At 36.1% G+C, this 25392-nt stretch carries 29 protein-coding genes; 9 read left to right on the plus strand and 20 right to left on the minus strand.

Features of this window, described 5'->3' with window-relative positions:
* Nucleotides 1-211: 211 nt before the first annotated feature.
* From C8N37_RS13505 to rpmB, 7 genes are all read right to left on the minus strand, one after another.
* Entirely contained in the window at nucleotides 212-3394 is a 3183-nt protein-coding gene (locus C8N37_RS13505; RefSeq protein ID WP_108159373.1) for a TonB-dependent receptor, read from the minus strand.
* 110 nt (nucleotides 3395-3504) lie between these two features.
* Nucleotides 3505-5094 (minus strand): bacillithiol biosynthesis cysteine-adding enzyme BshC, encoded by a 1590-nt coding sequence (bshC, locus tag C8N37_RS13510; RefSeq protein WP_108159374.1) that lies wholly within the window; start codon nucleotides 5092-5094, stop codon nucleotides 3505-3507.
* 121 nt (nucleotides 5095-5215) lie between these two features.
* On the minus strand, nucleotides 5216-6550 hold the full coding sequence (gene rimO, locus C8N37_RS13515) for a 30S ribosomal protein S12 methylthiotransferase RimO (RefSeq protein WP_094771833.1): 1335 nt from the start codon (nucleotides 6548-6550) through the stop codon (nucleotides 5216-5218).
* A 14-nt stretch (nucleotides 6551-6564) separates the two neighbouring features.
* Nucleotides 6565-7527, minus strand: coding sequence for a signal recognition particle-docking protein FtsY (gene ftsY / locus C8N37_RS13520; RefSeq protein WP_108159375.1), 963 nt, complete (start codon nucleotides 7525-7527; stop codon nucleotides 6565-6567).
* Nucleotides 7528-7694: 167 nt separating this feature from the next.
* Entirely contained in the window at nucleotides 7695-7862 is a 168-nt protein-coding gene (locus C8N37_RS13525; protein ID WP_084405346.1) for a DUF4295 domain-containing protein, read from the minus strand.
* Nucleotides 7863-7909: 47 nt separating this feature from the next.
* The gene (gene rpmG, locus C8N37_RS13530; protein ID WP_002998409.1) at nucleotides 7910-8092 is read right to left on the minus strand and encodes a 50S ribosomal protein L33; all 183 of its coding nucleotides are present in this window, start codon (nucleotides 8090-8092) and stop codon (nucleotides 7910-7912) included.
* 81 nt (nucleotides 8093-8173) lie between these two features.
* Nucleotides 8174-8407: a 50S ribosomal protein L28 gene (gene rpmB / locus C8N37_RS13535; protein ID WP_045754226.1), complete on the minus strand. Its 234-nt coding sequence runs from the start codon at nucleotides 8405-8407 to the stop codon at nucleotides 8174-8176.
* 216 nt (nucleotides 8408-8623) lie between these two features.
* Here rpmB and C8N37_RS13540 point away from each other — a divergent pair, with 216 nt between their 5' ends.
* A complete protein-coding gene (locus C8N37_RS13540) occupies nucleotides 8624-8848 on the plus strand; it encodes a signal peptidase (RefSeq protein ID WP_108159376.1) in 225 nt (74 codons plus the stop codon).
* A gap of 2 nt (nucleotides 8849-8850) precedes the next feature.
* Nucleotides 8851-9573, plus strand: coding sequence for a DNA repair protein RecO (gene recO / locus C8N37_RS13545; protein ID WP_108159377.1), 723 nt, complete (start codon nucleotides 8851-8853; stop codon nucleotides 9571-9573).
* Between the two features lie 3 nt (nucleotides 9574-9576).
* On the opposite strand, the gene C8N37_RS13550 is transcribed toward recO, so the two are convergent.
* Complete coding sequence (locus C8N37_RS13550; protein ID WP_045754223.1) at nucleotides 9577-9825, minus strand: hypothetical protein; 249 nt, start codon at nucleotides 9823-9825, stop codon at nucleotides 9577-9579.
* 386 nt (nucleotides 9826-10211) lie between these two features.
* Complete coding sequence (locus tag C8N37_RS13560) at nucleotides 10212-10403, minus strand: cold-shock protein (RefSeq protein WP_038695072.1); 192 nt, start codon at nucleotides 10401-10403, stop codon at nucleotides 10212-10214.
* 160 nt (nucleotides 10404-10563) lie between these two features.
* Here C8N37_RS13560 and C8N37_RS13565 point away from each other — a divergent pair, with 160 nt between their 5' ends.
* The 6 genes from C8N37_RS13565 (at nucleotide 10564) to gcvT (ending at nucleotide 14879) form a co-directional block, all read left to right on the plus strand.
* Nucleotides 10564-11271: an SIMPL domain-containing protein gene (locus C8N37_RS13565; RefSeq protein ID WP_108159379.1), complete on the plus strand. Its 708-nt coding sequence runs from the start codon at nucleotides 10564-10566 to the stop codon at nucleotides 11269-11271.
* Entirely contained in the window at nucleotides 11271-11756 is a 486-nt protein-coding gene (locus tag C8N37_RS13570; protein ID WP_108159380.1) for a DUF4112 domain-containing protein, read from the plus strand. Before C8N37_RS13565 ends, C8N37_RS13570 begins: the two co-directional genes overlap by 1 nt.
* Before the next feature lie 78 nt (nucleotides 11757-11834).
* Nucleotides 11835-12203, plus strand: a complete 369-nt coding sequence (locus C8N37_RS13575) for a DUF4359 domain-containing protein (protein ID WP_170114527.1) — start codon at nucleotides 11835-11837, stop codon at nucleotides 12201-12203.
* 7 nt (nucleotides 12204-12210) lie between these two features.
* Nucleotides 12211-12894, plus strand: a complete 684-nt coding sequence (locus C8N37_RS13580; protein ID WP_108159382.1) for a pseudouridine synthase — start codon at nucleotides 12211-12213, stop codon at nucleotides 12892-12894.
* A gap of 2 nt (nucleotides 12895-12896) precedes the next feature.
* Nucleotides 12897-13715: a DUF6929 family protein gene (locus tag C8N37_RS13585; protein ID WP_108159383.1), complete on the plus strand. Its 819-nt coding sequence runs from the start codon at nucleotides 12897-12899 to the stop codon at nucleotides 13713-13715.
* Between the two features lie 84 nt (nucleotides 13716-13799).
* Nucleotides 13800-14879 carry a glycine cleavage system aminomethyltransferase GcvT gene (gcvT, locus tag C8N37_RS13590; protein WP_186812820.1) on the plus strand — a complete coding sequence of 360 codons (1080 nt, stop codon included), beginning with the start codon at nucleotides 13800-13802 and terminating at the stop codon, nucleotides 14877-14879.
* A gap of 38 nt (nucleotides 14880-14917) precedes the next feature.
* Here gcvT and C8N37_RS13595 read toward each other — a convergent pair whose 3' ends face one another.
* The 11 genes from C8N37_RS13595 to surE form a co-directional block, all read right to left on the minus strand.
* Complete coding sequence (locus C8N37_RS13595; protein WP_108159385.1) at nucleotides 14918-15142, minus strand: DUF6358 family protein; 225 nt, start codon at nucleotides 15140-15142, stop codon at nucleotides 14918-14920.
* A gap of 4 nt (nucleotides 15143-15146) precedes the next feature.
* The gene (locus C8N37_RS13600) at nucleotides 15147-15437 is read right to left on the minus strand and encodes a hypothetical protein (protein WP_108159386.1); all 291 of its coding nucleotides are present in this window, start codon (nucleotides 15435-15437) and stop codon (nucleotides 15147-15149) included.
* Nucleotides 15438-15514: 77 nt separating this feature from the next.
* On the minus strand, nucleotides 15515-15829 hold the full coding sequence (locus C8N37_RS13605; protein ID WP_045754215.1) for a rhodanese-like domain-containing protein: 315 nt from the start codon (nucleotides 15827-15829) through the stop codon (nucleotides 15515-15517).
* Between the two features lie 152 nt (nucleotides 15830-15981).
* Nucleotides 15982-16479 carry a GNAT family N-acetyltransferase gene (locus tag C8N37_RS13610; protein WP_108159387.1) on the minus strand — a complete coding sequence of 166 codons (498 nt, stop codon included), beginning with the start codon at nucleotides 16477-16479 and terminating at the stop codon, nucleotides 15982-15984.
* A complete protein-coding gene (locus tag C8N37_RS22920) occupies nucleotides 16476-17045 on the minus strand; it encodes a thiamine diphosphokinase (protein WP_186812816.1) in 570 nt (189 codons plus the stop codon). The genes C8N37_RS13610 and C8N37_RS22920 overlap by 4 nt, the downstream gene beginning before the upstream one ends.
* Before the next feature lie 5 nt (nucleotides 17046-17050).
* Nucleotides 17051-18241, minus strand: a complete 1191-nt coding sequence (locus C8N37_RS13620; protein WP_108159388.1) for a M20 metallopeptidase family protein — start codon at nucleotides 18239-18241, stop codon at nucleotides 17051-17053.
* A gap of 10 nt (nucleotides 18242-18251) precedes the next feature.
* Nucleotides 18252-18710, minus strand: a complete 459-nt coding sequence (locus C8N37_RS13625) for an SPOR domain-containing protein (protein ID WP_108159389.1) — start codon at nucleotides 18708-18710, stop codon at nucleotides 18252-18254.
* Nucleotides 18711-18733: 23 nt separating this feature from the next.
* Complete coding sequence (gene secA / locus C8N37_RS13630; protein ID WP_108159390.1) at nucleotides 18734-22030, minus strand: preprotein translocase subunit SecA; 3297 nt, start codon at nucleotides 22028-22030, stop codon at nucleotides 18734-18736.
* A 141-nt stretch (nucleotides 22031-22171) separates the two neighbouring features.
* Complete coding sequence (locus C8N37_RS13635) at nucleotides 22172-23044, minus strand: menaquinone biosynthesis family protein (RefSeq protein ID WP_108159391.1); 873 nt, start codon at nucleotides 23042-23044, stop codon at nucleotides 22172-22174.
* Complete coding sequence (locus tag C8N37_RS13640; protein WP_108159392.1) at nucleotides 23041-23301, minus strand: hypothetical protein; 261 nt, start codon at nucleotides 23299-23301, stop codon at nucleotides 23041-23043. The genes C8N37_RS13635 and C8N37_RS13640 overlap by 4 nt, the downstream gene beginning before the upstream one ends.
* A gap of 1 nt (nucleotide 23302) precedes the next feature.
* Nucleotides 23303-24073, minus strand: coding sequence for a 5'/3'-nucleotidase SurE (surE, locus tag C8N37_RS13645; RefSeq protein WP_045754207.1), 771 nt, complete (start codon nucleotides 24071-24073; stop codon nucleotides 23303-23305).
* Nucleotides 24074-24470: 397 nt separating this feature from the next.
* Here surE and C8N37_RS13650 point away from each other — a divergent pair, with 397 nt between their 5' ends.
* Nucleotides 24471-25382 carry an AEC family transporter gene (locus C8N37_RS13650; protein ID WP_108159393.1) on the plus strand — a complete coding sequence of 304 codons (912 nt, stop codon included), beginning with the start codon at nucleotides 24471-24473 and terminating at the stop codon, nucleotides 25380-25382.
* The last annotated feature ends 10 nt before the right edge of the window (nucleotides 25383-25392 follow it).

Below are 25392 nucleotides of genomic sequence, written 5' to 3' on the forward strand. Positions count from 1 at the left end.
GCAATCTTCCATACATAATCCCATCAGAAAACACCATAGTAACAGCCTATAATAGATTCTCATGCTATACATAAAAAAGTCTTGTAAATCTTTCAAAAAAATTTTCACCATCAGCAGATTCGAATTTTTCTTTAAAACCTCAAATCTGTACTATAAAAAATGGGGTGTTTCTTCCATGAAAGAAACACCCCATTTTATCTATTCAAAAAAATTAAAACGAATAGCGTAAACCTAACTGAAATTGGTAAGGATTACCAGATGGATTGACCACTCCTGTATTGTTCAAATTGTAATTAAATTGTTGTTTGACATTATCAAATGCAGGCAAAGCTGGATTTCCATTTGCAGCTTTTACACCCAATGAATATAGCGCTTGATTACCTAAAGATTCATTAACACCCCAAGTTTTCTTGAATAGATTGGCGACGTTAAACAAATCGGCGGATACTTCCAGTGCATGAGATTGATATAGATTAAACTTTTTCGCAATACGCAAATCGATTAGTCCATAAAAACCATTAATCCCTCCATTTCGCTGCGCCATAGCACCCTCATATTTTTTAATATAATCCTTTAAACTTTGACTCGCATTTGGATTGTTTAACAATGCTTGTAGCCCATCAGCAAGGTTGCTTGGAGTCTTGCTACTATTTGGATCAAAGATATATGCTAGATCATTATCTCCTGCAACAAAATCACCATTGATATTACCTCCTGCCAGTAAACTGTAACGTGTACCTCCTATACCAGAATAACGAACCCCTACACTAACCCCATAAAATGTAGGCAATGTACCATAAATCACGACTTTTTTACGGAATTGATTATTAGAGTAAGTCATATGGCTCAAATCCCGAGGATCATCTTTTACTGCTAAAGATAATGTTGCGGTATTGGCCACATTTCCGTTGTATGAAGTATTATCTTTTGCATCATTCCAGGTATAGCTGACCGAAATTGAACCATCCTTATAGTATTGGTAACTGGCATCTAAAACAACTGCAAATTGATTGACCTTACCTTCAGAATTTAACTCCAGTACACGACCAAATTTATTAGATATACGACCTTGCTTCCAATCAGACTCTCCATTTACGATAGCCGATACAGGTACAAAGACCCCACGGTTATCTTCATTCTCCAATCTAAAGAATGGATCCTTCACCATGTTGCGATCGACATACATGTAATTGTTTCTTCCCAAATTCATATAAGCAGAAATTCCTACTTTCAATTTTTCGGTAAAGAAATGTGAATAAGACATATTTGCCTTATATACTACCGGTATTTTAGCATCTGGACCATAGGTATTAATGGTTGGAACTTGAAATTGTGCCAAAGTAGGAGTTGAAGAAGGATCTTGACGATATTTCACAAAATCTGGTGTTGGCACATCATTACCACGTACATCAACCGTTGCAAAGTGCTTACCGTCAAATGTCAAATTATTGATCGTCATGTAATTATTAATGTCCGAAGCAAATATTCCAGCACCGATACGGAAGAAGTCTTTATGATTTTCATTTACATCCCATGTCATCTGAAAACGAGGCTGTATCACCAAAGATTTCAATTTATGATCCGTTCTAACCCCAACCTCTTTCAATAGCTCTTCATTTAAAGGGGAAGTCGGATAATGTCCATAATCAAAACGCAGGCCCGCAACCAAATCAAGACCAGTTGCTAATTTGGATTGTAATTGTCCGTATGCTCCAGCATTAAATATCTTACCAACAACCGTTGGATCGGCAACTAAAGGTACTTCTCTATAAAAATTATAGGCTTTTTGATCTTGAAAATTTTGAAGCGCAGTTCTGGAATCACTTGCTCCAAAGTGAAAGCGTCCATTGACTTCGCTACCATATACAGAACTAGCATGCGTATACATCAGATCAACACCAAATGTATAATTGATCTTGTCGGTATTATAGTATAGATTGTTAACTAATTGGAAGACATTGTTTTTAAAAGACTCTTGAGCAAAACGGTGTCCTCCTAACTGAGCTGTTGTTCTTAAATCATTAGTTCCCACTCGACTGACGATATTTTCTACGATCGCTCTTGGGATATTTTGACTAGGCAACTGATCACCAGGACTACTATTTTGATACGTATACAAATGCTGTAACTTCAGCTCATTGGTGATGTTTGATGAAACAGAAGTTCTCAATGTCGCTAAGAAGCTATTATCAATATTCTTGTCGTTACCATATGATTCATAAAGCGTAATCGGTTTATTATCCTGTAACCCCAATTTATTGATATCGCTAGTGAAGTTATTGCGGATGGTCAGTAAATTACTATTATTGATCTGCCAGTCAATTCGACCAAACACGGCATCAGAATTTCTTTTTTTATCAAAAGAACCAAACTGAGGGTCGTTGCTCACACCGTATTTTTGTCTACCGATATTAACAAATTCATTTAAATTTTCAGATGAAATTTTAAAACGTTCCTCGTCCAGAGTAGAAGTAATATCCGCTATAATCAACGGTCTTGCATCCTTTTGATGATCCCAGGCAACAAAATAATGGAGTTTATCTTTAATAATTGGACCACCCAAGGTAAAACCATACTGATAAGTCGAAAAGTCATTGGTTCTTTTTTTTCCATCAATCGTATAGGGACTAGATAACCAATCTGCGCGTGAATAGATCCACGCACTTCCTTGTGTTTTATTCGTTCCCTGTTTTGTCACTGCACTAACAGTACCGCCCCCAGCTCGACCATAGGTGACATCATATTGGTTGGTCACCACCTTAAATTCACGGACTGCTTCAATAGATATCGAAAACGGAGCTCCACTTCTGCTTGTTGTAGAACCTGCCGATGTTGGATTTTTGGCATTCATCCCATCTATGGTAAAGTTGGTTGATGAACCGAGTTGCCCACCGATATTATCACCTTTACTCAAAGGCGATAAGTCCATTAAAGAAGTAAAGTTCCTTCCATTGACAGGTAACTTTGCGATATCCTTTGCCGTTACAGAAGTTGCCGCACCCAAATTTTCAATTTGATTTTTTAAGGTGCTTACACCTCGCAATTCAACCGTCTCTAAAACATTCGATGCATTTTGAATGGGAATATGAACACGGATTAGATCCCCTTGATTTAAGTTATACCCTTTTCTGATCTGTTCGCCATAACCGATATAGGTCACCTTAATCGTATAGGGACCGCCCAAAGGCAATTCTTTAAAATTATAATCACCATTGGCATTGGTAGATGTTTTTGTTGTAAAACCTGTCGATTCATTGCGAGCCTCGACCGAAGCTCCCTGTACCCCCACTGAATTTTCGTCCGTAATTTTTCCTGCAAAGCCAGCCTGTGTTGTCTGTGCATATAAACCCGATCCCATTACTGCTAAACATGTGGTTAGTAAAAATTCTTTCATCTAGTATTTCGTTACATTGTTGTACGGCAAAACTAACGACCACCTGTTAACTAGAACTGAACTGTATGTTATCAAATTATAAATGAAAAAAGCCAGCATTTAGCTGGCTTTTAATATAATATAGTGAATTTAAAATCCAAAGGATTAAAATGTTTATATAGCTCATCAAATAGGGAATCACCATATTTAACATACAGTAAACCAAAGTTTTCGGACCTTTCTTGCAGGCCTCCACCTGGGAATAAACGTTCTTTGATATGGTCAATATTTGACAATGCATCTTTATGATTACGCTTTTCAGCACGCATTAATTTTTTTTCCAAATTATTGATGGCCTTTTTTAAGCGTGCTTTAATCGCTTCTGTACTTGGAGCAAGGCTTGGGTCGATCTTATGTGTGCGGAGTTTAATTTTACCGAAGATCGCATTCAGTTCCATCCACTCATCATTTAAATTTAAACGATGCTTGGTCTGTCTACGCACAAATTCCTTTTTAAGCATTTCACTATCTCGAAAGATACTTTTGAACGTAAGATCTTGTCTAAATATCTTAGAAACGACATTGTCCTCTGTGATCATCGCCGAATTGCGAGGGATAAGAATTGGAAAATCAATACCATATTGATCGAAATTAGCTTTTAACTGCATCCAATACACCATCTCGGCACCACCACCGATGTAAGCCAGATTGGGCAATATGATCTCTTGATACATCGGCCGCATCACCACATTGGGACTAAAGCGTTCTGGGTGAAGATCGATCTCTTGCTCTAACTCAGCTCTTGTGAAATACAGATCCTGATGTAGTACTTCATATCGACCATCATCATTTAGAACGATACGCTCTCGATACTCATCTGTCAAATAAAAGAAATTGATCTCTCGAGCATGCACCTGTGTCGCAAATCCTGCTTCCTCTAATTCCTGAGAAGTTTTTTCAATTGCCTTAAAGCTTTTTTCATTTAAAATATCATCGGCAATAATTGGTTTGAAAACAGCTTTAAGTTGCTCATCATCGGCATCAATGATCACTAATCCAAACTTCTTAAAAAGCTCATGTACCATATATCGGGTAGCATCTGCTAAATTTGTATGTTTAAGATAAGCATCTTCAATAATACGGGTCAGTTTACAAGAGTTCTCAGAAAGCCCTAAAACACCATTATATTGCTTAACAGCATCAACGATAGAGGCCGTATCCATCCTTCCTGTAGCCGACACTGCAGGTGTATCCCAAGCGATCTTCTTTCCGGAAAGTTTTGTGTGGTTGATTTCTGCAAAATCATGATCCTCTGTAGCCATCCAATAGACAGGAACAAATTCCTTATCCGGAAACTTTACTTTCAGGTCATCTGCCAGACGAATGGCTGTAATGATCTTAAATATAAAATAAAGAGGCCCAGTAAAAATATTAAGTTGATGTCCTGTTGTGATGGTATAAGTATCTTCCAAAAGTAACTTATCAATATGAGCAGAAACTAGAGGGGAGGATGCTAAGAGATCTCCATACTGTGCTTTTAGTCGGTCAACTAAAAGTGTACGCGAGAGAAAAGGTTTTTTTTCTTTAATCTGCTTTTCAAAACCAGCAACTGTAGGCCAATTTCCCACAAAAGGAGTTAAGGCCTGATCCTGATTTAAATAAGCAAGAAGTGTTTTAGAAAAGCTGTTGGTTTCACTATAGTCTATATAAGTTGCTTTCATTCGTAGTTACATTTGCACTAAACACAGATTAAGATATATAATTGCTATACAAAGTAAGCAAATTTATTTTCTCTGCGCACAAATGTACTGTTTACGAATAAAAGCAACAATTGGATCGTTATTATTTGACAATAGATCCATATAAATCAAAGTCTTCTGCACGGTCAACTTTTACCTGTACAAAGTCTCCGATACGGGCATAATTTGTTTTTGCATCAAGCACAACTTCGTTATCGACCTCAGGAGAGTCATATTCCGTTCTTCCGATAAAGTAATCCCCATCAACACGATCGATCAATACCTGATATGTATTGCCGATTTTCTCTTGATTAATTTCAAAAGATATTCCTTGTTGCACTTCCATGATCGCTTCTACACGCTCTTGTTTCACTTCATCAGGAACATTATCTTCCAAAGAGTGCGCATGTGTTTTTTCTTCATGCGAATAAGTAAAACATCCCAAGCGATCAAAACGTGTTTCTTCAACCCATTCCAACATCTCTTGAAAATCTTGCTCTGTTTCATCAGGATAACCACAGATCAATGTCGTACGTAAGGCGATATTCGGAACTTTATCACGGATTTTATTAACCAGATCAATTTGTTTCTGCTTACTCGTACCACGACGCATCGAAGTCAGCATACGATCAGAAATATGTTGAAGAGGCATATCCAGATAGTTACAGATATTAGAACGCTCGTTCATCGCATCTAGAATATCCATTGGGAATCCAGAAGGATAAGCATATTGCAAACGAATCCAATCGATCCCATCCACATCAGACAAATGACGCATCAAGTCAGAAAGATTACGTTTACCATAGATATCCAAACCGTAATAGGTCAAGTCCTGTGCGATCAAAATCAATTCTTTCGTGCCATTAGAAGCTAAAAACTTTGCTTCTTTGACTAAGTCATCAATAGATTTAGAAACGTGTTTACCGCGCATTAAAGGAATGGCACAAAACGAACATGGACGATTACAGCCCTCGGCAATTTTAAAGTAAGAATAGTGCGAAGGTGTCGTCAACATACGTTCCCCCAACAATTCATGACGATAATCTGCACCAATAGATTTTAACAAATCAGGCAAATCATTTGTACCAAAATAGCCATCTACATTTGTGATCTCAGATTGCAATTCGGGCTTATAACGTTCCGAAAGACACCCTGTAACAATCACTTTGTTTATTTTTCCTTCATCTTTCAATTCAGAAAATTGCAAGATGGTGTCGATAGACTCTTGTTTGGCATTATCAATGAAACCACAGGTATTGATGACAACGATATCGTTTTCTTGAATATTAGTAGCCTCATGTACGACTTCAATTTGATTACCTTTTAATTGTCCCATTAAAACTTCACTATCGTGAATATTCTTAGAACAACCTAATGTAACCACATTTACACGAGGTTTTGATTTTGGCTCTACAGCCTTGCTATATTTTGTTTTCATACACTGGATGTGGATTACTTGAACAGCGAATCCACAAACTCTTTTTTGTTAAATAACTGTAAATCGCCGATTTTCTCACCGACACCAATATATTTTACAGGTATTTTAAATTGATCGGATATGCCGATAACTACCCCACCTTTTGCGGTACCATCCAGCTTCGTCAATGCCAATGCATTGACATCTGTTGCTTGTGTAAATTGGGTACATTGCTCTATGGCATTTTGACCCGTAGAGGCATCCAAAACCAGTAGAATTTCATGAGGTGCACCAGGAATTACCTTTTGCATCACATTTTTTATTTTCCCCAATTCATTCATCAAGCCTACTTTATTATGAAGACGACCTGCAGTATCTATAATACATACATCATCGCCATTAGACACAGCAGATTGAACAGCATCATAAGCGACAGAAGCAGGATCTGAGCCCATTGCTTGTGCAACAACTCGAACACCGACACGTTCACCCCAAAGCTTAATTTGCTCAACAGCAGCAGCACGAAAAGTATCTGCAGCTCCTAAAACAACTTTATTTCCTGCCGTTTTTAGTTGGTGAGCAAGTTTTCCAATGGTAGTTGTTTTACCGACTCCATTGACTCCTACTACCATAATCACGTAAGGCTTATGATTTCCGTATTCAAAATTCTCAAAATCTGAACTATTATTTTCTGCTAATAATTCTTGAATCTCTTCTTTCAATAGCGTATTAAGCTCTGATGTAGACACATATTTATCCCGTGCAACACGAGATTGAATACGATCGACAATTTTTAAAGTTGTCGTCACACCAACGTCTGAGGTTACCAATATTTCTTCCAAATTATCTAAAACATCATCATCGATAGTTGATTTACCAACAACTGCTTTTGTAATTTTAGAAAAGAAACCTTCTTTAGTCTTCTCCAAACTTTTATCTAAAGCTTCTTGCGCTTCAGGAGTTTCTTGTTTCTTCTTGAAAAAATCGAATAATCCCATTTATATATGTTCCGCTTATGAATACGTTATTATTTACCTCTGAACTAGTTTAAATACTGAGTGTCAAAGATAGATATTTGAAACCAACAAAAAAAGCCCTTTCGGTAGATACCAAAACGGCTATTTTTGAATTCTTTTTAAAGAAAAACTTTAAAAAAGGAAAATTACTAGTTATTTTTTGCAGCCTGTGCTAAAGTATCTTTAACTTTATCGTTGTGGATCATAGCCTCTTTGAAAGTATAAGCTCCAGTTTTAGCTGATTTAGTTGTAATAATAACCTTTGTATATTCTTTACCGCCACCTTTTTGTAACGATGCAACAGATTTCTTTGCCATGGTATTAATATTTTAACTTAGTGCCTATTTAGCAACTAAGATGTGAATTACTTAATTTCTTTGTGAACAGTAACTTTTCTCAATACTGGGTTGAATTTTTTCAATTCTAAACGCTCAGTTGTATTTTTCTTGTTCTTAGTAGTGATGTAACGAGACATTCCCGGAAGACCACTTTCTTTGTGTTCAGTACATTCTAAGATAACTTGTACTCTATTTCCTTTTTTAGCCATTGTTTTACTTTATTTTGAATCCTAAAAAATGATAGGATTGAAATTCATGAATGATATTTTATGCAACAGGCGAAAAATCAATTAGATTGATCCTTTTTTAATGAACTTACTGATAGCAGAAGTGATACCAATTTTGTTAATCGTTTTAATCGCCGAAGTCGAAACTTTTAATGTAATCCAACGATCTTCTTCTGGAATGAAGAAACGTTTTGTTTGCAAATTTGGGTAAAATTTACGTTTTGTTTTAGCGTTAGAATTAGATACATTATATCCATTCATTGCTGTTTTGCCTGTTAAATCACAAATTCTTGACATGATATTATGTTATTTTGTTGTCTTAATTTAAATATATCTTTTTGCAAAGAGTGTGCAAATATCTATATTTATTTTGTTAAATGCAACAATTTTAAGGATTTATTTTTAAAAAAATAAATATTCAGGTCTTAGTAATGGCAAAAATAATGTATTTAATTATATTATATTTGCTAAATAAAAGAAAATAGTTTTCAACAATTCACATTTGTAAACATTATGAATAAATATCTACGCCGAGGACTATTAGAAATTATACTTGCCATTTTACTCATTCTTTTGGGTTATTACCTCATGCAGCTAAAAAACAATTGGTATAAGCCTGTCATGATTTTAGGTGTTCTTTCCTTTGGTATTGGATTCCTTCGTATCGTATACAGATTGATCCGAAAAATCGATAGAACCAGCCTATTAGAAATGCGAAAAGGAAAAAAGAACAATTAAATATGCTTCATAAGACAAGAGGAATAGTATTAAAATCGACCAATTATTCTGAAAGTAGTGTTGTTGCACAAATCTATACCGAACATTTTGGTTTGCAATCGTACCTGGTCAATGGGGCACGCAAACCAAAAGCAAAAATTAGATCTGGCTTTTTACAGGCTTTGCATCCCTTAGATATGGTGGTCACTTTTAAAGAAAGCAACAGTCTACATCGCATCAGTGAAGCCCACCAAGTACCTCCTTTAAAAACAATACCCTACGACATCGTTAAAAGCTCATTAGCGATGTTCCTCAACGAGGTGCTCTATAAAATATTACGAGAGCAGGCAGGCGATCCCTATCTGTTTGAATATCTTTACCGAGCGATCCTGTGGCTGGACGAATCCGAAACAAATCTGGCCAACTTTCATTTGGTGTTTTTGATCAACTTGAGTAGATTTTTAGGTTTTTATCCTGTCGAGTCCACAAAAGATTATCCTTACTTCAATCTCGAAGCTGCCACATTTTCCAATCAACTACCTGAACACCCATATGTACTACAGGAGCCACACACTTCCCTATTTAGGAAATTGATGGCTACAGAATTCAATTATTCTGAAAATATCAAGATGAGTACAAGAGATCGTCAAATACTTTTAGAAAAAATAATTGATTTTTACAGATTGCATCTCACCAATTTCAAAGAAATAAAATCACTCTATATCTTAGAAGAAATATTTCATTAGTCATTAAAAAATACCACCGCCTACAAGCAAGCGAAAGCCGCCTAGTACAATAGCAATCGCACATAGAATAATTCCAGTCTTTGGTTGATTATTAGGCTGTATCGTCACATCATTGTAAGCAATCAAACTGACAATCAGACCAACAACGGCGAAAGGTATATTAAGCCAATTTAACCACCCCAAGCAAGGTATAAAAGCAATTAACATCCCAATTAAGGATAGAATACCCAATACTAATCCAGCAATTCTCATATTTTTTTTAGGTTTATCATTTTTTCTATAATAAAGATAATAGAATTTATGAAAATCAATGAAAATAAAATAACACTTCCACTATTAAATTGTTGAGCAGCAAAATACTGTCCGTCCTTGATACTCAGAAATGCGCGTGTCATACCACAAAGAAAACATGTCGATCCTTTTAATTTGGAAGGACATGTGGGAGCAGCAGCAAGTAAAAAGGAATTATCTAAACTATAGAACAACAATAAAAAGATAATAATAAAGATTGAAATAATAACCCATGTAATATATAGGGCTTTTCTATACTCATTAAAATTCATAAAATAGAAGAATAAAAAAACCCGATTTCGTTCGGAAATCGGGCTTTTCTACAATAAATATATCTTAAAATCTGATTAGATAACTTTTACATTTACCGCATTAAGACCTTTACGACCTTGTTCAACTTCGTAAGAAACGTTGTCATTTTCACGAATTTTGTCTACTAAACCAGAAACGTGAACGAAAATTTCGCTCTCGCCTGAATTTGGAATGATGAAACCGAAACCTTTGGTTTCATTAAAGAATTTTACTACTCCTTCTTGCATTGTTTATTGTATTAAATTTCTTAAAGATATTTAAAAAAAATCAAAATCCTTTAACTTTTTAATTTTTTTTCCATTAAACTACTTGGCACAAACTGCGTCTACATCAATAGAAACAAACAATGGATCGATTTTTGAAAACAAGTATTAAAATAGAAAAACTATGAAAAAATTATTGTTAGGATTAATGCTATTTGCATCAGTACACAGTTTACAAGCACAACAAATGATGAATAAAGATATGGTTACTACCATCGGAAGAGCAGAAGAGGAAGTTACTCCAGATATTATTTATATAAATGTTACTTTAAAAGAATTTTATCAAGACGGCAATACGAAGAAAAAAGTAACGATCGAAAACTTGGAAAAGCAATTATTTCAATCTGCAACAAACATAGGTGTTGAAAAAAAGGATTTTACAATCCAAAACATCTATAGTACAAATTATACAACGAAAAAGAAAAAAGAAACAGATATCTTATTGTCTCGCCAATACCGTATCAAAGTAACGCAATTGAATAAATTAAATGATTTGTTCGATGGTGTTGATGCGGCAGGGATCCAAAGTACGGTCATCAGCGAACTTGATTATTCAAAAAAGAAAGAGTTGGAGAAAACTTTAAAAGTGAAAGCCGTTAAAGATGCCATGGACAATGCCAAAATCTTAGCAGAAGCTGCTGGCCAAAAAATTGGAAAAGCAATTCTTTTGTCAGAAAGCCCACAAATGATTTATTTTAATTCACCTCGTGTTATGGCAGCATCATTCAAGTCGGGAGCCATGGAAGCTGATGAAGCTGCAGAAAACTTAGATTTACACATTAAACCGATCAAAATTACAAGTGAAGTAAATGCATCATTTGAAATATTATAATGAAAAGAGTGTTATCTATAGCTGACAAAGAAAAAAGAAGAGACCACGATTTCGGATGGGTCGAGAGACTGTCATGGCTGATGGATAACAACTTTCAAATAGCTGGATTTCGATTTGGTCTTGACCCTATTCTTAACTTTGTACCTTTTGCAGGAACAATTGCCAGCTTTGGAACCTCATTCGTTTTAGTAATGGTCATGTGGAGAAATGGTGCTAGCTCAAAACTAGTCGTCAAGATGCTCATCAATATTTCAGTTGATGCAATTTTTGGAGCCGTACCGATTTTTGGTAATATTTTTGACTTTTTTAATAAAGCCAATACAAAGAACATTAAATTGATGAAAGAGCATTATTATGAAAACAAACATCAAGGATCTGCCATTTGGTTACTATTAGGTATTCTCTCGATCATACTCCTCTTTTTTGTCGGTACCATCTATCTTTTATGGATCGCCGGAGAATGGGTTTGGCAGTTACTTTTTTAATAGAATGTATATAATAATCATATTATAGCGTTTATATGTATGTATAAACGCTATTTTTGTATACACAATTTCTTAAAAATGAATAAAAAAAGAATTTTTGCATTAGTAATAATTGTCACTGTTATCGCAGCAATTTGGACAAATCCTAAAAAGGAACAACATGAGCTTGTTGTAAAAGAGAAAGCGGAATATTTATTAAAAAACCAATTAGGAAAAAAGGAACAAAGCTTATTTGATATTGGCATGCAATTATTTGGTCATAATGCAGTAGAAGATTTCGTTTCAAAAAACGTTGTCGTTGAAAACTTCTATCTTTTTTCATTAACAAAAATTAAATGGCAAGGTAAGGATAACCCTATCGGTGTCGGTGCTTTCGGAAAAATATGGTTAAGCTCTAAGATCGACGAAAAAGCGACCGAAATAATCGATGCTATAAAGAATAATTGATACAACGATGTTAGAAATATTATATCAAGACGACGATATCATTGCGATTAATAAACCACATGGTTTACTTGTACACCGTTCATCTATCGCACGGGATGCTTCCGAATTTGCCCTTCAGCTCTTACGTGATCAAATTAGTCAAACGGTATATCCTGCACATCGGCTGGATCGGAAAACAGCAGGAATCCTCTTATTTTCTTTAAATAAGGACATGGATAAAGAATTGCAGCAATTATTTCAGAACCAACAGGTCGATAAAAAATATCTAGCGATATTACGTGGCCATGCACCCGAAGAAATGCTCATTGATTACCCGCTGAAAAAAGATAATGGCGTAATACAGGAAGCACAAACTAATTTCAAAACACGAGCTAAAGCAGAACTTCCATTCCCGTCAGGAAAATTTCCGACATCACGCTATAGTTTGGTTGAAGCTAATCCGACTACCGGAAGAATGCACCAATTAAGAAAACATTTTGCACACATCTTCCACCCGATCATTGGAGACCGTCCACACGGATGTAATAAACAAAATAAATTTTGGAAGGAAAATTTTGAAATGGACACCATGATGCTGCATGCTTCGCAAGTAACATTTAAACATCCTAAAACGCAAGAAACAATTACTATACATGCGGGATTACAACCTGAATTTAAGCGGGTTTTAACCTTGTTAAATCTTGAAAACTAACGATGAAGAACTTAATTTTAGACTTTTTTTTAACTATATCTGGGATTAGTGCTGCCTCGGGATTAGTATACCAAAATAACCATCTTTATCTGATCGCAGATAACAGTCAATATTTGTATGATTTTTCATTAGACAATCGCCAATTATCCAAGATCCAATTGGATAAAACCGGTGGCGATTTAGAAAATATGGCAAAAGCTAAAAAACCAGATTTTGAAGCCATTGCATTCGATCAAAATCAATTTTACATCTATGGATCAGGATCAACTGTCAATCGTAATATCCGCCTTACTTATCAAAAAGAAGTGCATAAAGAAGATTTAAGTAAAGTATATCAAGATCTCCAGCAGAAATTTCAGGTAGATCAAGATAATTTTAATATTGAAGGAGTTATTCATACCAATGATGAAATTTGGCTTTTCAATCGCGGAAATGGTCAAAAAACACAAAATGGTATTTTTAAGATCAATAAGCTGAACCATGAAGAAAGCAGTTTCAATGCTATAACTCTCCCATTGATCGATCAAGTTCAAACCGCTTTTACAGATGCCATACTCGTGGATGATAACGTGTACTTTATCGCTGCAGCCGAGGCATCAAATTCGACCTATTTGGATGGAGAAATTGCGGGAACGGTACTAGGTAAATTCAAAAGAAATGATTTGAAGAGCCTCGAGACTATTCGTATCCCTGGCAAACATAAATTTGAAGGAATCACACTAAAAGAAAAGATAAATGGAAAGTTGACCTTTTTACTTTGTGAGGATAGAGATGATGAAAAAACGGAGACTGTAATTTATTCATTGATGATCGATCAGTAAATCGATTGCACAAATACTAATCTTTAAGCTAAAATCAATGTTTAATTTGTAAATTTGTAAATAAATAAAACTTATCGTATTATGATCAAAAATACTGCCCTTACGGATACGCATATCGCTTTAGGAGCGAAAATGGTACCTTTTGCAGGTTTCAATATGCCCGTTCAATATTCGGGCATCAATGATGAACACGAAACTGTTCGTACAGGTGTAGGTGTGTTTGACGTTAGTCACATGGGCGAATTCATTCTTAAGGGGGAAAAAGCGCTGGACCTTATCCAGGCTGTTTCTTCGAATGATGCTTCCAAACTATATGATGGTAAAGTACAATATGGCTATCTTCCAAATGAAACGGGTGGCATAGTAGATGACTTTCTAACTTACCGCATCGACGAAAACACATATTTTCTTGTTGTAAACGCTTCTAATATTGAGAAAGATTGGAATTGGATCGCTAAATACAACAGCTTTGGTGTTGACATGAAAAACATCTCTGATGAGACTTCTCTATTTGCCGTACAAGGCCCTAAAGCAGCTGATGCCTTACAAGCATTAACAGATATTGAACTTGCTTCAATGGAGTATTATTCATTCGCCAAAGGAAAATTTGCTGGAATTGAGAATGTATTGGTATCTGCCACAGGATATACAGGAGCAGGTGGTTTTGAAATCTATGTTGCCAATGAAGATGCGCAAAAAGTATGGGATGCGATTTTCGAAGCTGGTGCTGCCTACGGTATTAAACCAATTGGTTTAGGTGCTCGTGATACGTTACGTTTAGAAATGGGATTCTGTCTTTATGGTAATGATATCGACGATACGACTTCTCCATTAGAAGGTGGATTAGGATGGGTAACAAAATTCACGAAAGAGTTTGTAAACTCGGCTAATCTAAAGGCTGAAAAAGAAGCTGGTATCAAGAAAAAATTAGTCGGATTTGAAATGATTGACCGCGGTATTGCCCGTCATGATTATGAAATAGTAGATGCTGAAGGAAATAAAATTGGTCGTGTTACTTCTGGAACACAATCTCCAACATTAAAAAAATCAATCGGTTTAGGCTATGTAGATAATGCTTTCGCTAAAGAAGGTACTGAAATCTTCATCAATATCCGCAACCAAAGTATAAAAGCAAAAGTGGTTAAACCACCATTTGTAAAATAATAATATAAAAGGGGTTATTTTAGATAACCCCTTTTATATTACTTCATCTTTTCCTGCGACTGTCTTCTCCGCGCTTCTTCATTTTTCAAGTCTATTTGTACTTTTTTGAAAAGTACACGCTTAAAATAAATAAAGACCACCAAGAGCGCTATTGAAATACCACAGACTAAAATGTTTCCTGCTTCATAAGACTTATAGCCATAGTATACCGCTCCTACAATCAATAAGTTGATTACGATATTTAAAATAAAATTTTTTGTCATAATATTATCCTTTACCAATTACCTTCTTTCTAAATTTGAAAAAGTAAAATACACCTGCAATTATATTAAAAAATATAATAAATAATGCCATAAGCATCCGCTCCGTATTTGAAATACGACCAGAAAATATAATTTCTCGCAATGCCAATACGACCCAAATTAAAGAAAGTAATAATGATATACTAAAAAGTATTGGAAAAATTTCGAAATGAAATAATCTTGAGCCCAGTGAAATGCCATAAAAAGCAAGACTAAACAAAAATGCTTGTTTAGTCTGATGCTCGTAGTTTTTCATTAAATATGATTTGTTAGTGGTAGACCAATGCGGTTATTGATTTCCGCAATGAAAAGCATAACCGGGATAGATTCATATTAATAGACGTCTATCTCAGGATCAATCTCTTCTTTCCAAGCTAGAATACCACCTTTTAAGTTGGACAAATTATCAAAACCTTGTTGCTCCAACATCATTACAGCTTGTGCCGAACGCTTTCCTGAGCGGCATTGAACGACAACGGGTTTATCTTTAGCAATTTTATCGACTTCAATTAAGATTCCAGATAAAGGAATATTCAATCCTCCTAAATTAGAAACCTCATATTCAAATGTTTCACGTACATCAATTAATTGAAAATCTTCATTATTATCAATTTTTGATTTAAGTTCTTCTACTGTTACTTCTTTCATGATGATTACTATTTATATCAAACTTAGATAAATTGCTTTTTATATGCAACATAATTTTGTCACATATAAAAACAATTTATCGTTCTCTCCTCTGTCATTAAAAGCTATTCATTCATAGAGGAAATATACTACTTAATTCCCAAAATTAACCGCTAAAGAGTAAGCTCTTTTTGCATGACATAATCATCCAAAACATAACCATGATAAGGGATATCAACCGTTTCAGTGATCAAAAAGTTCTGCTTTAAATAAAAATAATAAGCTGGATTATTCCGGTTTACATTAAGTTCTAATCGTTTCAAATCCTTTGATTTAGCCAACTGTGCTATAAAATCCAACAACAGCTTCCCATAACCTTTACCCTTAACCTCAGCCAAAAGATAAAGTTTTTCTATTCTCATGATAGATTGTTCTTTCACCTGAACAGAAACAAATCCTTTCACCATAGCATCTTCATACAGCACATAAAAATCTTGACCACTATCCATTAAAGCCTGAATAGCTTCAACAGTATAGTTTTTGTTCAACATAAAATCAATCTGTTCTGTCGTCAAAATTGCAGGATAAGTTTCCCAATAGCTTTTCTTTCCAATTTCACTAATACATTCTGCTTCTGCTACTCCGGCAGGTTTGATGCTAACTGTACTCATAGTTTTTCTGTCAATAAACAAAATTGAGGTTCCGAAAATGTAATACTAAAAAAACCATCGTTGATCGTTATAAAATGGTTTTCTCCTATCCTGTTTAATCCGCTTGTCTCCAAATCACATAATAAAGGTTCGAGAAAAAGATCATCTCCTGCGGGCATCCATTTTTCAAATCCAGAAGGTACAAAAATAGTCCTCTTATCATCATGTAACCAAACCATATCAATCTCTGGTACAAAACTTTCCAAGATCTCTTGATCAAATCCCGAGCCTAATATATTAACAGCTTTATACCCTTCTGCAATAAGATAGCGCAAAGCACTTGCGATATAATTTATTTCATAAAGAACACTCTTTACATGTTCCTGCGGTAGATCAATCGGAAAGGGACTAAAAATAACGTCTACTTTATAGGTCTGCGAGGTCACGGCCTCATAAGAATTTACATCCGTAATGATCGTTGGAGACCATTCTAGCAATTGTCCCACCAATTCAGGATCAATACTATAAACATCCGTAATCAGTAATGCTGGTTCTTGCCTTTCTCTAACAATATGGTGTGATGACATATCTTTTAAAACCCTAAACGTCTTAAAGTCATGTAAGCCATCAAACCAATACTCAGCTGTAATGCATCCTCATCGACATCAAACGTTGAAGTATGGACCGCAGATTGAATCCCTTTTGATTTATTTCCTGTTCCTAAGCGATAAAAACAAGCATTCACTTCTTGAGAATAGTAAGAAAAGTCTTCTGCAGCTGGCCACAAATCTAGGTCCAACACATTTTCTTTACCCACATATTCTTCAGCAAAACCTCGAGCTGCTTTTGTCAGTTCAGGATTGTTAATTAAAAATGGATATCCCTTACGAACATCAAAATCGCAGACGGCACCCATACTCTCAGCGATACCGGTAGCCATTTTAATCATCTTTTCATGCGCCTCAGCACGCCAATCTTCATCAAAAGTACGGAAGGTACCTTCTAAATAAACTTCATCAGGAACGATATTAGTGGCTCCATTTGCGATGATCTTTCCGAAAGAAAGAACTGTTGGAGTTCTTGGATCTGCAAAGCGACTGGCTATTTGTTGAAGTGCCGTGATGATATGTGCCGTGATAACAATAGGATCAATATTTTGATGTGGATGCGCTCCATGACCGCCCTTTCCCCTTACTGTCATAAACAGTTCGTCACAAGAAGCCATATACTTACCTTCTCTAAAACCTACTTTTCCGGCTTCAATAAACGGCATCACATGCTGCCCTATAATGGCCGTAGGAGCTGGATTTTGCAAGACTCCTTCTTTTATCATGAGAGAAGCACCACCCGGAAGACGTTCCTCTCCCGGTTGGAAAATCAATTTAACAACTCCTCCAAATTCAGATTTTAAAGCATATAATATTTTTGCAACGCCTAACAACGATGAGGTATGCACATCATGTCCACAAGCATGCATCACACCAGGATTTTGTGACCCATAGCTTCTGCCCTCTACCTCTTGAATTGGTAAAGCATCCATGTCAGCACGTAAAGCAATAACTTCATCAGATGCGATGTCACCTGTTAGATAGGCAACAATGCCCGTGTCAGCCATTTCTTCAAAGGGAATACCTATATCACTCAATATAGATTTGACATATGCCGAAGTATTGTACTCTTCAAAAGAAAGTTCAGGGTGTTGATGAAGATGTCTCCTCATTTGAACTGTTTCTTGAAAAAACTGTTGGGCTAAGGCATTAACTTGATCTTTAATACTTGCCATTATCTTAAGATTATTGGTAAACAAAAACGTTTTCAGAGAATACGAATACGTTTTTAAACTGTTGGCGAAGCAAATTCATAAAATTATTTGCTTCAGATCGACTCCTAAAGTCTCCTACTTTGACCCTATAATTGGGTTCATCATAATTGATATAGGTATCCATATCTTTGTACATATTTCTAAATCGTGCTTGCTCTGAGAAAGCATTGTTACGATCACTACCTGCATAGATCTGAACCCTAAAACCGCGCACGGTAGTGCGCGTAGCCGCACTGCGTACAGGTGCTTTAGTTGGAACTGCAACAGGTTTGCTTTCGATAGGATTGATACCCATATTTGCCCGATAATGTTGTAAAATTGTAATTAATGTATCTTTGACAATCACTACATTATCGTTTTTCTGCGCTTTCACTTTCAAAAAAGTACAAGCAACTAAAGCAAAAACAACTATCAATCCTTTCTTAAGCATTCTTTTATTATTTTAAATCCCGCCTAGCTATTAGCGCCATGGCAGTTTTTGTATTTCTTTCCTGAACCACAAGGACAATCATCATTGCGGCCAATTGCATTTTCATTACGAATAGGCTGTGTAGGTCCTAGGTCGCGTGTATCTACATCTTCAGCACTTACGCCTATTGGAGATTCTAATTCTGCTTTTGTCGCTTTCACCTGAACAGGAGGTGCCTGTACCAAACGCTCAGGGACACTTTGCATATTTTGTCCCGGAATCTCTCCTTTAAAAATAAAGCTGACGATATCCTTATTCATCACCGCTAACATCGATTTAAATAAGTTAAATGCCTCCATTTTATAGATAATGATCGGATCCTTTTGCTCGTAAACAGCATTTTGAACAGATTGTTTCAAGTCATCCATTTCACGTAAATGCTCTTTCCATGCTTCATCAATTAAAGCTAAAACAATTCCTTTTTCAAATGATTTGAAAACTTCTCTTCCGCCAGTTTCAATTGCTTTCTTCAAGTTTGTAGCAACTTGGATGCCACGAAGACCATCAGAGAAAGGAATAACAACATTTTCAACAACATTACCACGTTCTTCAAACACATTTTGCAAGACAGGCATCGTATGAGCCGCTACCGTGTTTAATTTAGTATGATATGCATTAATGATCTGCTCAAACAAACGATCGGTCAATGCTTCAATCTTTAAGTTGGTAAACTCCTCTTCCGAAATCTCTGGATTGACAGCAAACACACGGATCACCTCAATTTGAAAATCTTCATAAGAACCACCCTCTTTACCATCAACCACGATTTCTTCCACAACATCAAAAATCATGTTGTTCAAATCTACATCTAGACGTTCTCCGAATAAAGCATTTTTACGTTTTGTATAGATAACCGTACGTTGTGAGTTCATCACATCATCATACTCCAAAAGACGCTTACGAATACCAAAGTTGTTTTCTTCCACTTTACGTTGTGCACGTTCGATTGATTTGGTCAGCATGCTGTGTTGCATCACTTCACCTTCTTCAACTCCCATCTTAACCATGATGTTAGAGATACGCTCCGAAGCAAATAGACGCATCAAGTTATCTTCCAATGAAACGAAGAATTGCGATGATCCTGGATCCCCTTGACGACCAGCACGACCACGTAACTGACGGTCAACACGACGTGACTCGTGACGTTCTGTACCGATGATCGCTAGACCACCAGCAGCTTTAACTTCGTCCGTTAACTTAATATCCGTTCCACGACCAGCCATGTTTGTTGCAATCGTTACTTGACCAGGTTGACCTGCTTCAGCAACAATATCAGCTTCTTTCTGGTGTAGTTTTGCGTTTAATACATTATGTTTAACCTTACGCAACTGAAGCATTCGGCTCAATAATTCGGAAATCTCTACAGAAGTTGTACCCACCAACACAGGTCTTCCTGCTTCGGTCAATTTTTGAATTTCTTCTGCAACAGCATTGTATTTTTCACGAGCAGTACGGTAAATAAAATCTTGACGGTCATCACGTAAAGCAACGCGATTGGTCGGAATTTCGACAACGTCCAATTTATATATTTCCCAAAGCTCACCAGCCTCAGTAGAAGCTGTACCCGTCATACCTGCAAGCTTGTGGTACATCCGGAAGTAATTTTGTAAAGTAATGGTTGCATAAGTCTGTGTAGCATCTTCTACCTTCACATTCTCTTTAGCTTCAATCGCTTGGTGCAATCCATCTGAGTAACGACGACCATCCATGATACGTCCTGTTTGCTCATCTACAATTTTGACTTTTCCTTCGTCAACAATGTACTCAACATCATTTTCAAATAAAGTATATGCTTTTAATAATTGGTTGATCGAATGAATACGCTCCGCTTTGATCGAATAATCACGTAATAACTCCTCTTTACGAGTCGCTTTCTCTTCTAAAGGAATTTCAGCTTTTTCAATATCAGCAATTTCAGAACCGACATCTGGTAGGATAAAGAATGAAGGATCCTCTCCTGAAGCCGTGATTAATTCAATACCTTTTTCTGTTAATTCTACTTGATTGTTTTTCTCATCGATCACAAAGAATAATTCTGCATCAGCTTTAGGCATATTTTTATTCTGCTCTTGCATGTAGTAGTTTTCTACTTTTTGCAAAATCTGACGATGATTATCTTCACTTAAGTATTTAATTAAGGCTTTATTTTTAGGCAATCCGCGGTAAGCTCTAAATAAGGCCAAGCCACCTTTTTCTGGATCGATATCTCCAGCCTTAACCGCTTTCTTAGCTTCATTCAATACCGTGTTGATATAGGCTTTTTGTGCATTTACCAAACGTTCGATGCGCGGTTTTAATTGGTAGAATTCATGTTGATCACCACGAGGAATAGGACCTGAAATAATCAAAGGTGTACGAGCATCATCAATTAAAACTGAATCGACCTCATCCACCATCGCAAAATGCAGCTTACCTTGCACTAATGCTTCAGGAGTCTGCGTCATATTATCACGTAAATAATCGAAACCAAATTCGTTATTGGTACCATAGACGATATCAGAAGCATAAGCTTTACGTCTTTGTGGTGAGTTTGGTTGATGTTTATCAATACAATCTACACTTAAACCATGGAATTCGAATAATGGTGCATTCCACTCCGAGTCACGACGTGCTAGATAATCATTGACCGTTACAATATGTACACCATTACCTGCTAATGCATTTAAATAAGTCGGTAGCGTACCTACCAAAGTCTTACCTTCACCAGTAGCCATCTGCGCAATTTTACCTTGATGTAATACAATACCACCAATTAACTGCACATCATAATGTACCATGTTCCAAGTTACCTCAGTCCCCGCTGCTAACCACACATTTTTCCATGTCGCTTGATCACCTTGGATCACTACATTTTGTTTTTGTGCAGCGATTTCTCGATCAAAATCGGTTGCTTTAACGACTAATTGTTTATTTTCTGTCAGACGTCTTGATGTTTCTTTTACCACAGCAAATGCTTCAGGTAAAATATCCATTAAAACTTCTTCTAATTTTTTATCACGATCTTTGGATAACTTATCCACGTTTTCATATATCGCAGTTTTCTGCGACATATCCAAGTCATCAGCATCAGCTTCTGCCTTTAGAGTAGAGATCTCGGTATCAATATCTGCTAAATATCCTTTTATTCTATTTTTGAAATCAGCCGTTTTGCCACGCAATTCATCGTCAGTAAGTGACGAAAGCTGCTCGTATTCCGATTTGATTTTTTCTACAATTGGTTGAACTCCCTTAATATCTCGCTCGGATTTACTTCCAAATAATTTACTTAAAAATTTTAACATAATATTCTTTTCTATCTCAATTTATGACTTTCATTCAATAATGACTCCAAACTAAAATTGCAGACAAATTGACACTAATCGGGCAAATTTAGTTATTAGATATCATATCTAACATACGATATCTATATTTTTTACTCTTTTTTATGACAAAAATAAATTCTTGTCCGTTTTCGGGATAAAGCCCATATCCTGAGCCTTATTAAACATGATTTCAATTGCTGAACGTCCTTCTTTTCCAAGCGATACAGAATACTTATTGACATAAAGATCGATATGTTTATACATTACTTCAATACTCATCTCCTGCGCATGTGACTTTATAAACTCCAGACCTGATGTAGGATTAGCAAAAGCATATTCCACACTTGCTCGTAAAATACGATTCAGTTTTTCCTTAATATCGCCAGGAATACTTCTTTTCACTACAATACCGCCCAATGGAATAGGACAATTTGTCGTTTTCTCCCAATAATCTCCCAAATCAACCACTTTAAAAAGTCCCTTTTCTTGATAGGTGAACCGGTTTTCATGAATAATTAAGCCCAAATCGATATCACCAGCCAACAAAGCTCCTTCGATCTCTGAAAAGACAAGCTCTTTTTTATTCTTCAATTCGGGAAAAGCCAATCCTAATAAAAAATTAGCAGTCGTATACTTACCGGGATAGCCAACACTCAATTGTTGCAATGCAGTCGTAAGTGAGGCCTGAGCAGATAATTTGTCTTGAAGTTCTTTAGCCAAATGTTCATCTTTGGTAATTAACATCGGTCCAACTCCAAAGCCTAATGCGCTACCGGCATCCAAAAGCTCATAATCCTCTACTGCGTAGGCAAAAGCATGGTAACTCAATTTCGTTATGGCTAAGTCGCCCTTAAAAGCTCTTAGATTTAATGTTTCGACATCTTCATAAACAATGTCAAATTCTAATCCTTCTGTATCTATTTTATGATGAATAAGTGCATCAAAAATGAAGGTATCATTAGGACAGGGGGAAAAACCCAATGTCAATTTCATATGGATAATTTATGTGTGAGTATATAAAGTATTGTCGCTATACAAGTTGCAGCCAATACTCCTTTTGCTAAGGCTTCTTTCTCTCCTTTGAATAAAAAACGTATCGCCAATAAGTTGATAAATACCGCAACAGCATATATTAACATCGGCTTTTCAGCAATCGTTTTCTCAAAAAGTGTGGTATAAGTAGAAATTAAATAAGCGATTAAGGGTGCAATAGCACCCAATAGAATCCCTATGCCTAATTTTTTTTTCATATTAACTATCGAATGCCCAAGAATTTAATTGAGGGATGACGTGGTGAGCGGTCATATCAAACTGCGTTGGAACTATAGCTACATATCCTTTACTTAAGGCGTATGAATCTGTATCCTCGCCCCGATCTTCCAACTCAAATCTACCTGTCATCCAATAATAATCGCGATCTCTAGGATCGACACGCTCATCAAACTCTTCGACATAATGTCCACCTGCCTGACGACAGATTTTAATTCCTTTGGCTTCATCTTTAGGAAAATTGACATTTAATAAAGATCCTTTAGGAAGACCATTTGCCAGTACTTGTTTGGTAATCGAAAGGAGATAAGGTCTACAATGTGAAAAATCAGCATCGTAATCAAAATTATCCAAAGAAAATCCAATGGATGGAATTCCTTCAATCGCTCCCTCAACCGCAGCAGACATCGTACCCGAATATAATACATTGATGGAATGGTTTAATCCATGATTGATACCGGAGACACATACATCTGGTTTACGACCTTTAAATATCTTATTCACGGCGAGTTTAACACAATCGACCGGAGTTCCTGAACATTTATACATCTCAACACCATCATACAAGTCAATACGATCTAAACGCAAAGGTCGACCGATCGTAATGGCATGCCCCATACCCGATTGTGGACTATCAGGAGCGACGACAACCACATGTCCGATTTTTTGCATCTCTTCAATCAAAACTTTGATACCTGGCGCAGTAATGCCGTCATCATTCACGACCAGTATGGTTGGTTTTTTCTTTGTCATGACGCTAATTTAGGAAGAAAAAAAGAAAAGCATTGGTTTTTAAGACAATGCTTTTTCTTTTTATACATTAAAAAGACCTAAGCTCATTTTTTATTAAGGCTAACTGAAGGAGAGATAGGAAGCAGATTAGATATTAAGCCTGATTTTCAACAGATGTAAGCTAGATTTAGTACAGCATTTCTATAGCTTTACCTATAGGAACCCTATAGAAACCCTCTAGTATACCTCTATTAAAGCTTAATGATATATTAATATAATAATAATCTGAATACAATCTTATTCGTATAGTTCCTGAATCAAAAACAGGCAGATTTTTTATGATTAAAATCCCAAAAAAGCAACAAGTAAATTTCTGTTTTCAGTAACTTCGTCCGTTCATCCTGTTTTCCAATTCAAAATGGTCAATTTTATCCTTATCATATTCTGCATATGCACCGGAATGCTGTTTAAGCATTTCAAACTCATTCCTGAAAATGCCTCTAAAAGCATCAATATTTGGGTATTGTACATCGCCTTGCCTGCAGTATCTTTTAAATATATTCCACAGATCAGTTGGAGCACTCAACTGATATTTCCGGTGTTATCTCCGATAATAGTTGTTGCAGGAAGTTGGATATTTATGGAATTGTATTGTCGTTATAAAGGCTATAGCCAACGTTCTCGGAGTACCTTAGAATTATCTTCAGCGTATAGTAACACCTCTTTTATTGGGTTTCCATTGATCATTGCTTATTACGGGGAGCAAAACCTCAGCATTGCTATTATTTGTGATCAGGTCAATTTTATGCTTTTATCTACCGTAGGAATTATCTGTGCCATCAAAGGAGACCGCAGCAATAATGGAGGAATTAAAGTAAGTGCTTTATTAAAAAGGCTTGTCACATTTCCTCCTTTTATAGCGTGTATTCTCGCTCTTGTACTATCGCCATACGTTGACTTGAGTATAAGCGAACCTTTCTTTGATAAAATTGCACCCACAGTTGCACCCTTAGCCTTATTCTCTGTCGGTCTACAACTCCAGTTTAAGGGAATCAAACGGGAGATCTCCCAGATCTCCATGACGTTATTATATAAATTAATGTTGGCTCCTGCGCTGGTACTGCTAGCTGCTCTGTCGCTGGGTATTAAAGGAGACATCGCTCGCGTTAGTATCATGGAGGCAGCAATGCCTACCTTAATTACAGCAAGTATGGTCGTACAACAATTCAGATTAAACACCAAGCTAATCAACTTGATTATTGGCTTGGGAATTATCCTAAGTTTGTTTACAACTGCCCTCTGGTCTTATATCATTTCTATTTTCATTTAAATTTTTCCGA

Source organism: Sphingobacterium faecium (genome assembly GCF_003054045.1).
GTDB lineage: Bacteria > Bacteroidota > Bacteroidia > Sphingobacteriales > Sphingobacteriaceae > Sphingobacterium > Sphingobacterium faecium.

Coding starts and splice junctions, on each gene's coding strand:
- C8N37_RS13505 (WP_108159373.1), bottom strand. CDS start 3,394: ATGAAAGAATTTTTACTAACCACATGTTTAGCAGTAATGGGATCGGGT.
- bshC (WP_108159374.1), bottom strand. CDS start 5,094: ATGAAAGCAACTTATATAGACTATAGTGAAACCAACAGCTTTTCTAAA.
- rimO (WP_094771833.1), bottom strand. CDS start 6,550: ATGAAAACAAAATATAGCAAGGCTGTAGAGCCAAAATCAAAACCTCGT.
- ftsY (WP_108159375.1), bottom strand. CDS start 7,527: ATGGGATTATTCGATTTTTTCAAGAAGAAACAAGAAACTCCTGAAGCG.
- C8N37_RS13525 (WP_084405346.1), bottom strand. CDS start 7,862: ATGGCAAAGAAATCTGTTGCATCGTTACAAAAAGGTGGCGGTAAAGAA.
- rpmG (WP_002998409.1), bottom strand. CDS start 8,092: ATGGCTAAAAAAGGAAATAGAGTACAAGTTATCTTAGAATGTACTGAA.
- rpmB (WP_045754226.1), bottom strand. CDS start 8,407: ATGTCAAGAATTTGTGATTTAACAGGCAAAACAGCAATGAATGGATAT.
- C8N37_RS13540 (WP_108159376.1), top strand. CDS start 8,624: ATGAATAAATATCTACGCCGAGGACTATTAGAAATTATACTTGCCATT.
- recO (WP_108159377.1), top strand. CDS start 8,851: ATGCTTCATAAGACAAGAGGAATAGTATTAAAATCGACCAATTATTCT.
- C8N37_RS13550 (WP_045754223.1), bottom strand. CDS start 9,825: ATGAGAATTGCTGGATTAGTATTGGGTATTCTATCCTTAATTGGGATG.
- C8N37_RS13560 (WP_038695072.1), bottom strand. CDS start 10,403: ATGCAAGAAGGAGTAGTAAAATTCTTTAATGAAACCAAAGGTTTCGGT.
- C8N37_RS13565 (WP_108159379.1), top strand. CDS start 10,564: ATGAAAAAATTATTGTTAGGATTAATGCTATTTGCATCAGTACACAGT.
- C8N37_RS13570 (WP_108159380.1), top strand. CDS start 11,271: ATGAAAAGAGTGTTATCTATAGCTGACAAAGAAAAAAGAAGAGACCAC.
- C8N37_RS13575 (WP_170114527.1), top strand. CDS start 11,835: ATGAATAAAAAAAGAATTTTTGCATTAGTAATAATTGTCACTGTTATC.
- C8N37_RS13580 (WP_108159382.1), top strand. CDS start 12,211: ATGTTAGAAATATTATATCAAGACGACGATATCATTGCGATTAATAAA.
- C8N37_RS13585 (WP_108159383.1), top strand. CDS start 12,897: ATGAAGAACTTAATTTTAGACTTTTTTTTAACTATATCTGGGATTAGT.
- C8N37_RS13595 (WP_108159385.1), bottom strand. CDS start 15,142: ATGACAAAAAATTTTATTTTAAATATCGTAATCAACTTATTGATTGTA.
- C8N37_RS13600 (WP_108159386.1), bottom strand. CDS start 15,437: ATGAAAAACTACGAGCATCAGACTAAACAAGCATTTTTGTTTAGTCTT.
- C8N37_RS13605 (WP_045754215.1), bottom strand. CDS start 15,829: ATGAAAGAAGTAACAGTAGAAGAACTTAAATCAAAAATTGATAATAAT.
- C8N37_RS13610 (WP_108159387.1), bottom strand. CDS start 16,479: ATGAGTACAGTTAGCATCAAACCTGCCGGAGTAGCAGAAGCAGAATGT.
- C8N37_RS22920 (WP_186812816.1), bottom strand. CDS start 17,045: ATGTCATCACACCATATTGTTAGAGAAAGGCAAGAACCAGCATTACTG.
- C8N37_RS13620 (WP_108159388.1), bottom strand. CDS start 18,241: ATGGCAAGTATTAAAGATCAAGTTAATGCCTTAGCCCAACAGTTTTTT.
- C8N37_RS13625 (WP_108159389.1), bottom strand. CDS start 18,710: ATGCTTAAGAAAGGATTGATAGTTGTTTTTGCTTTAGTTGCTTGTACT.
- secA (WP_108159390.1), bottom strand. CDS start 22,030: ATGTTAAAATTTTTAAGTAAATTATTTGGAAGTAAATCCGAGCGAGAT.
- C8N37_RS13635 (WP_108159391.1), bottom strand. CDS start 23,044: ATGAAATTGACATTGGGTTTTTCCCCCTGTCCTAATGATACCTTCATT.
- C8N37_RS13640 (WP_108159392.1), bottom strand. CDS start 23,301: ATGAAAAAAAAATTAGGCATAGGGATTCTATTGGGTGCTATTGCACCC.
- surE (WP_045754207.1), bottom strand. CDS start 24,073: ATGACAAAGAAAAAACCAACCATACTGGTCGTGAATGATGACGGCATT.
- C8N37_RS13650 (WP_108159393.1), top strand. CDS start 24,471: ATGGTCAATTTTATCCTTATCATATTCTGCATATGCACCGGAATGCTG.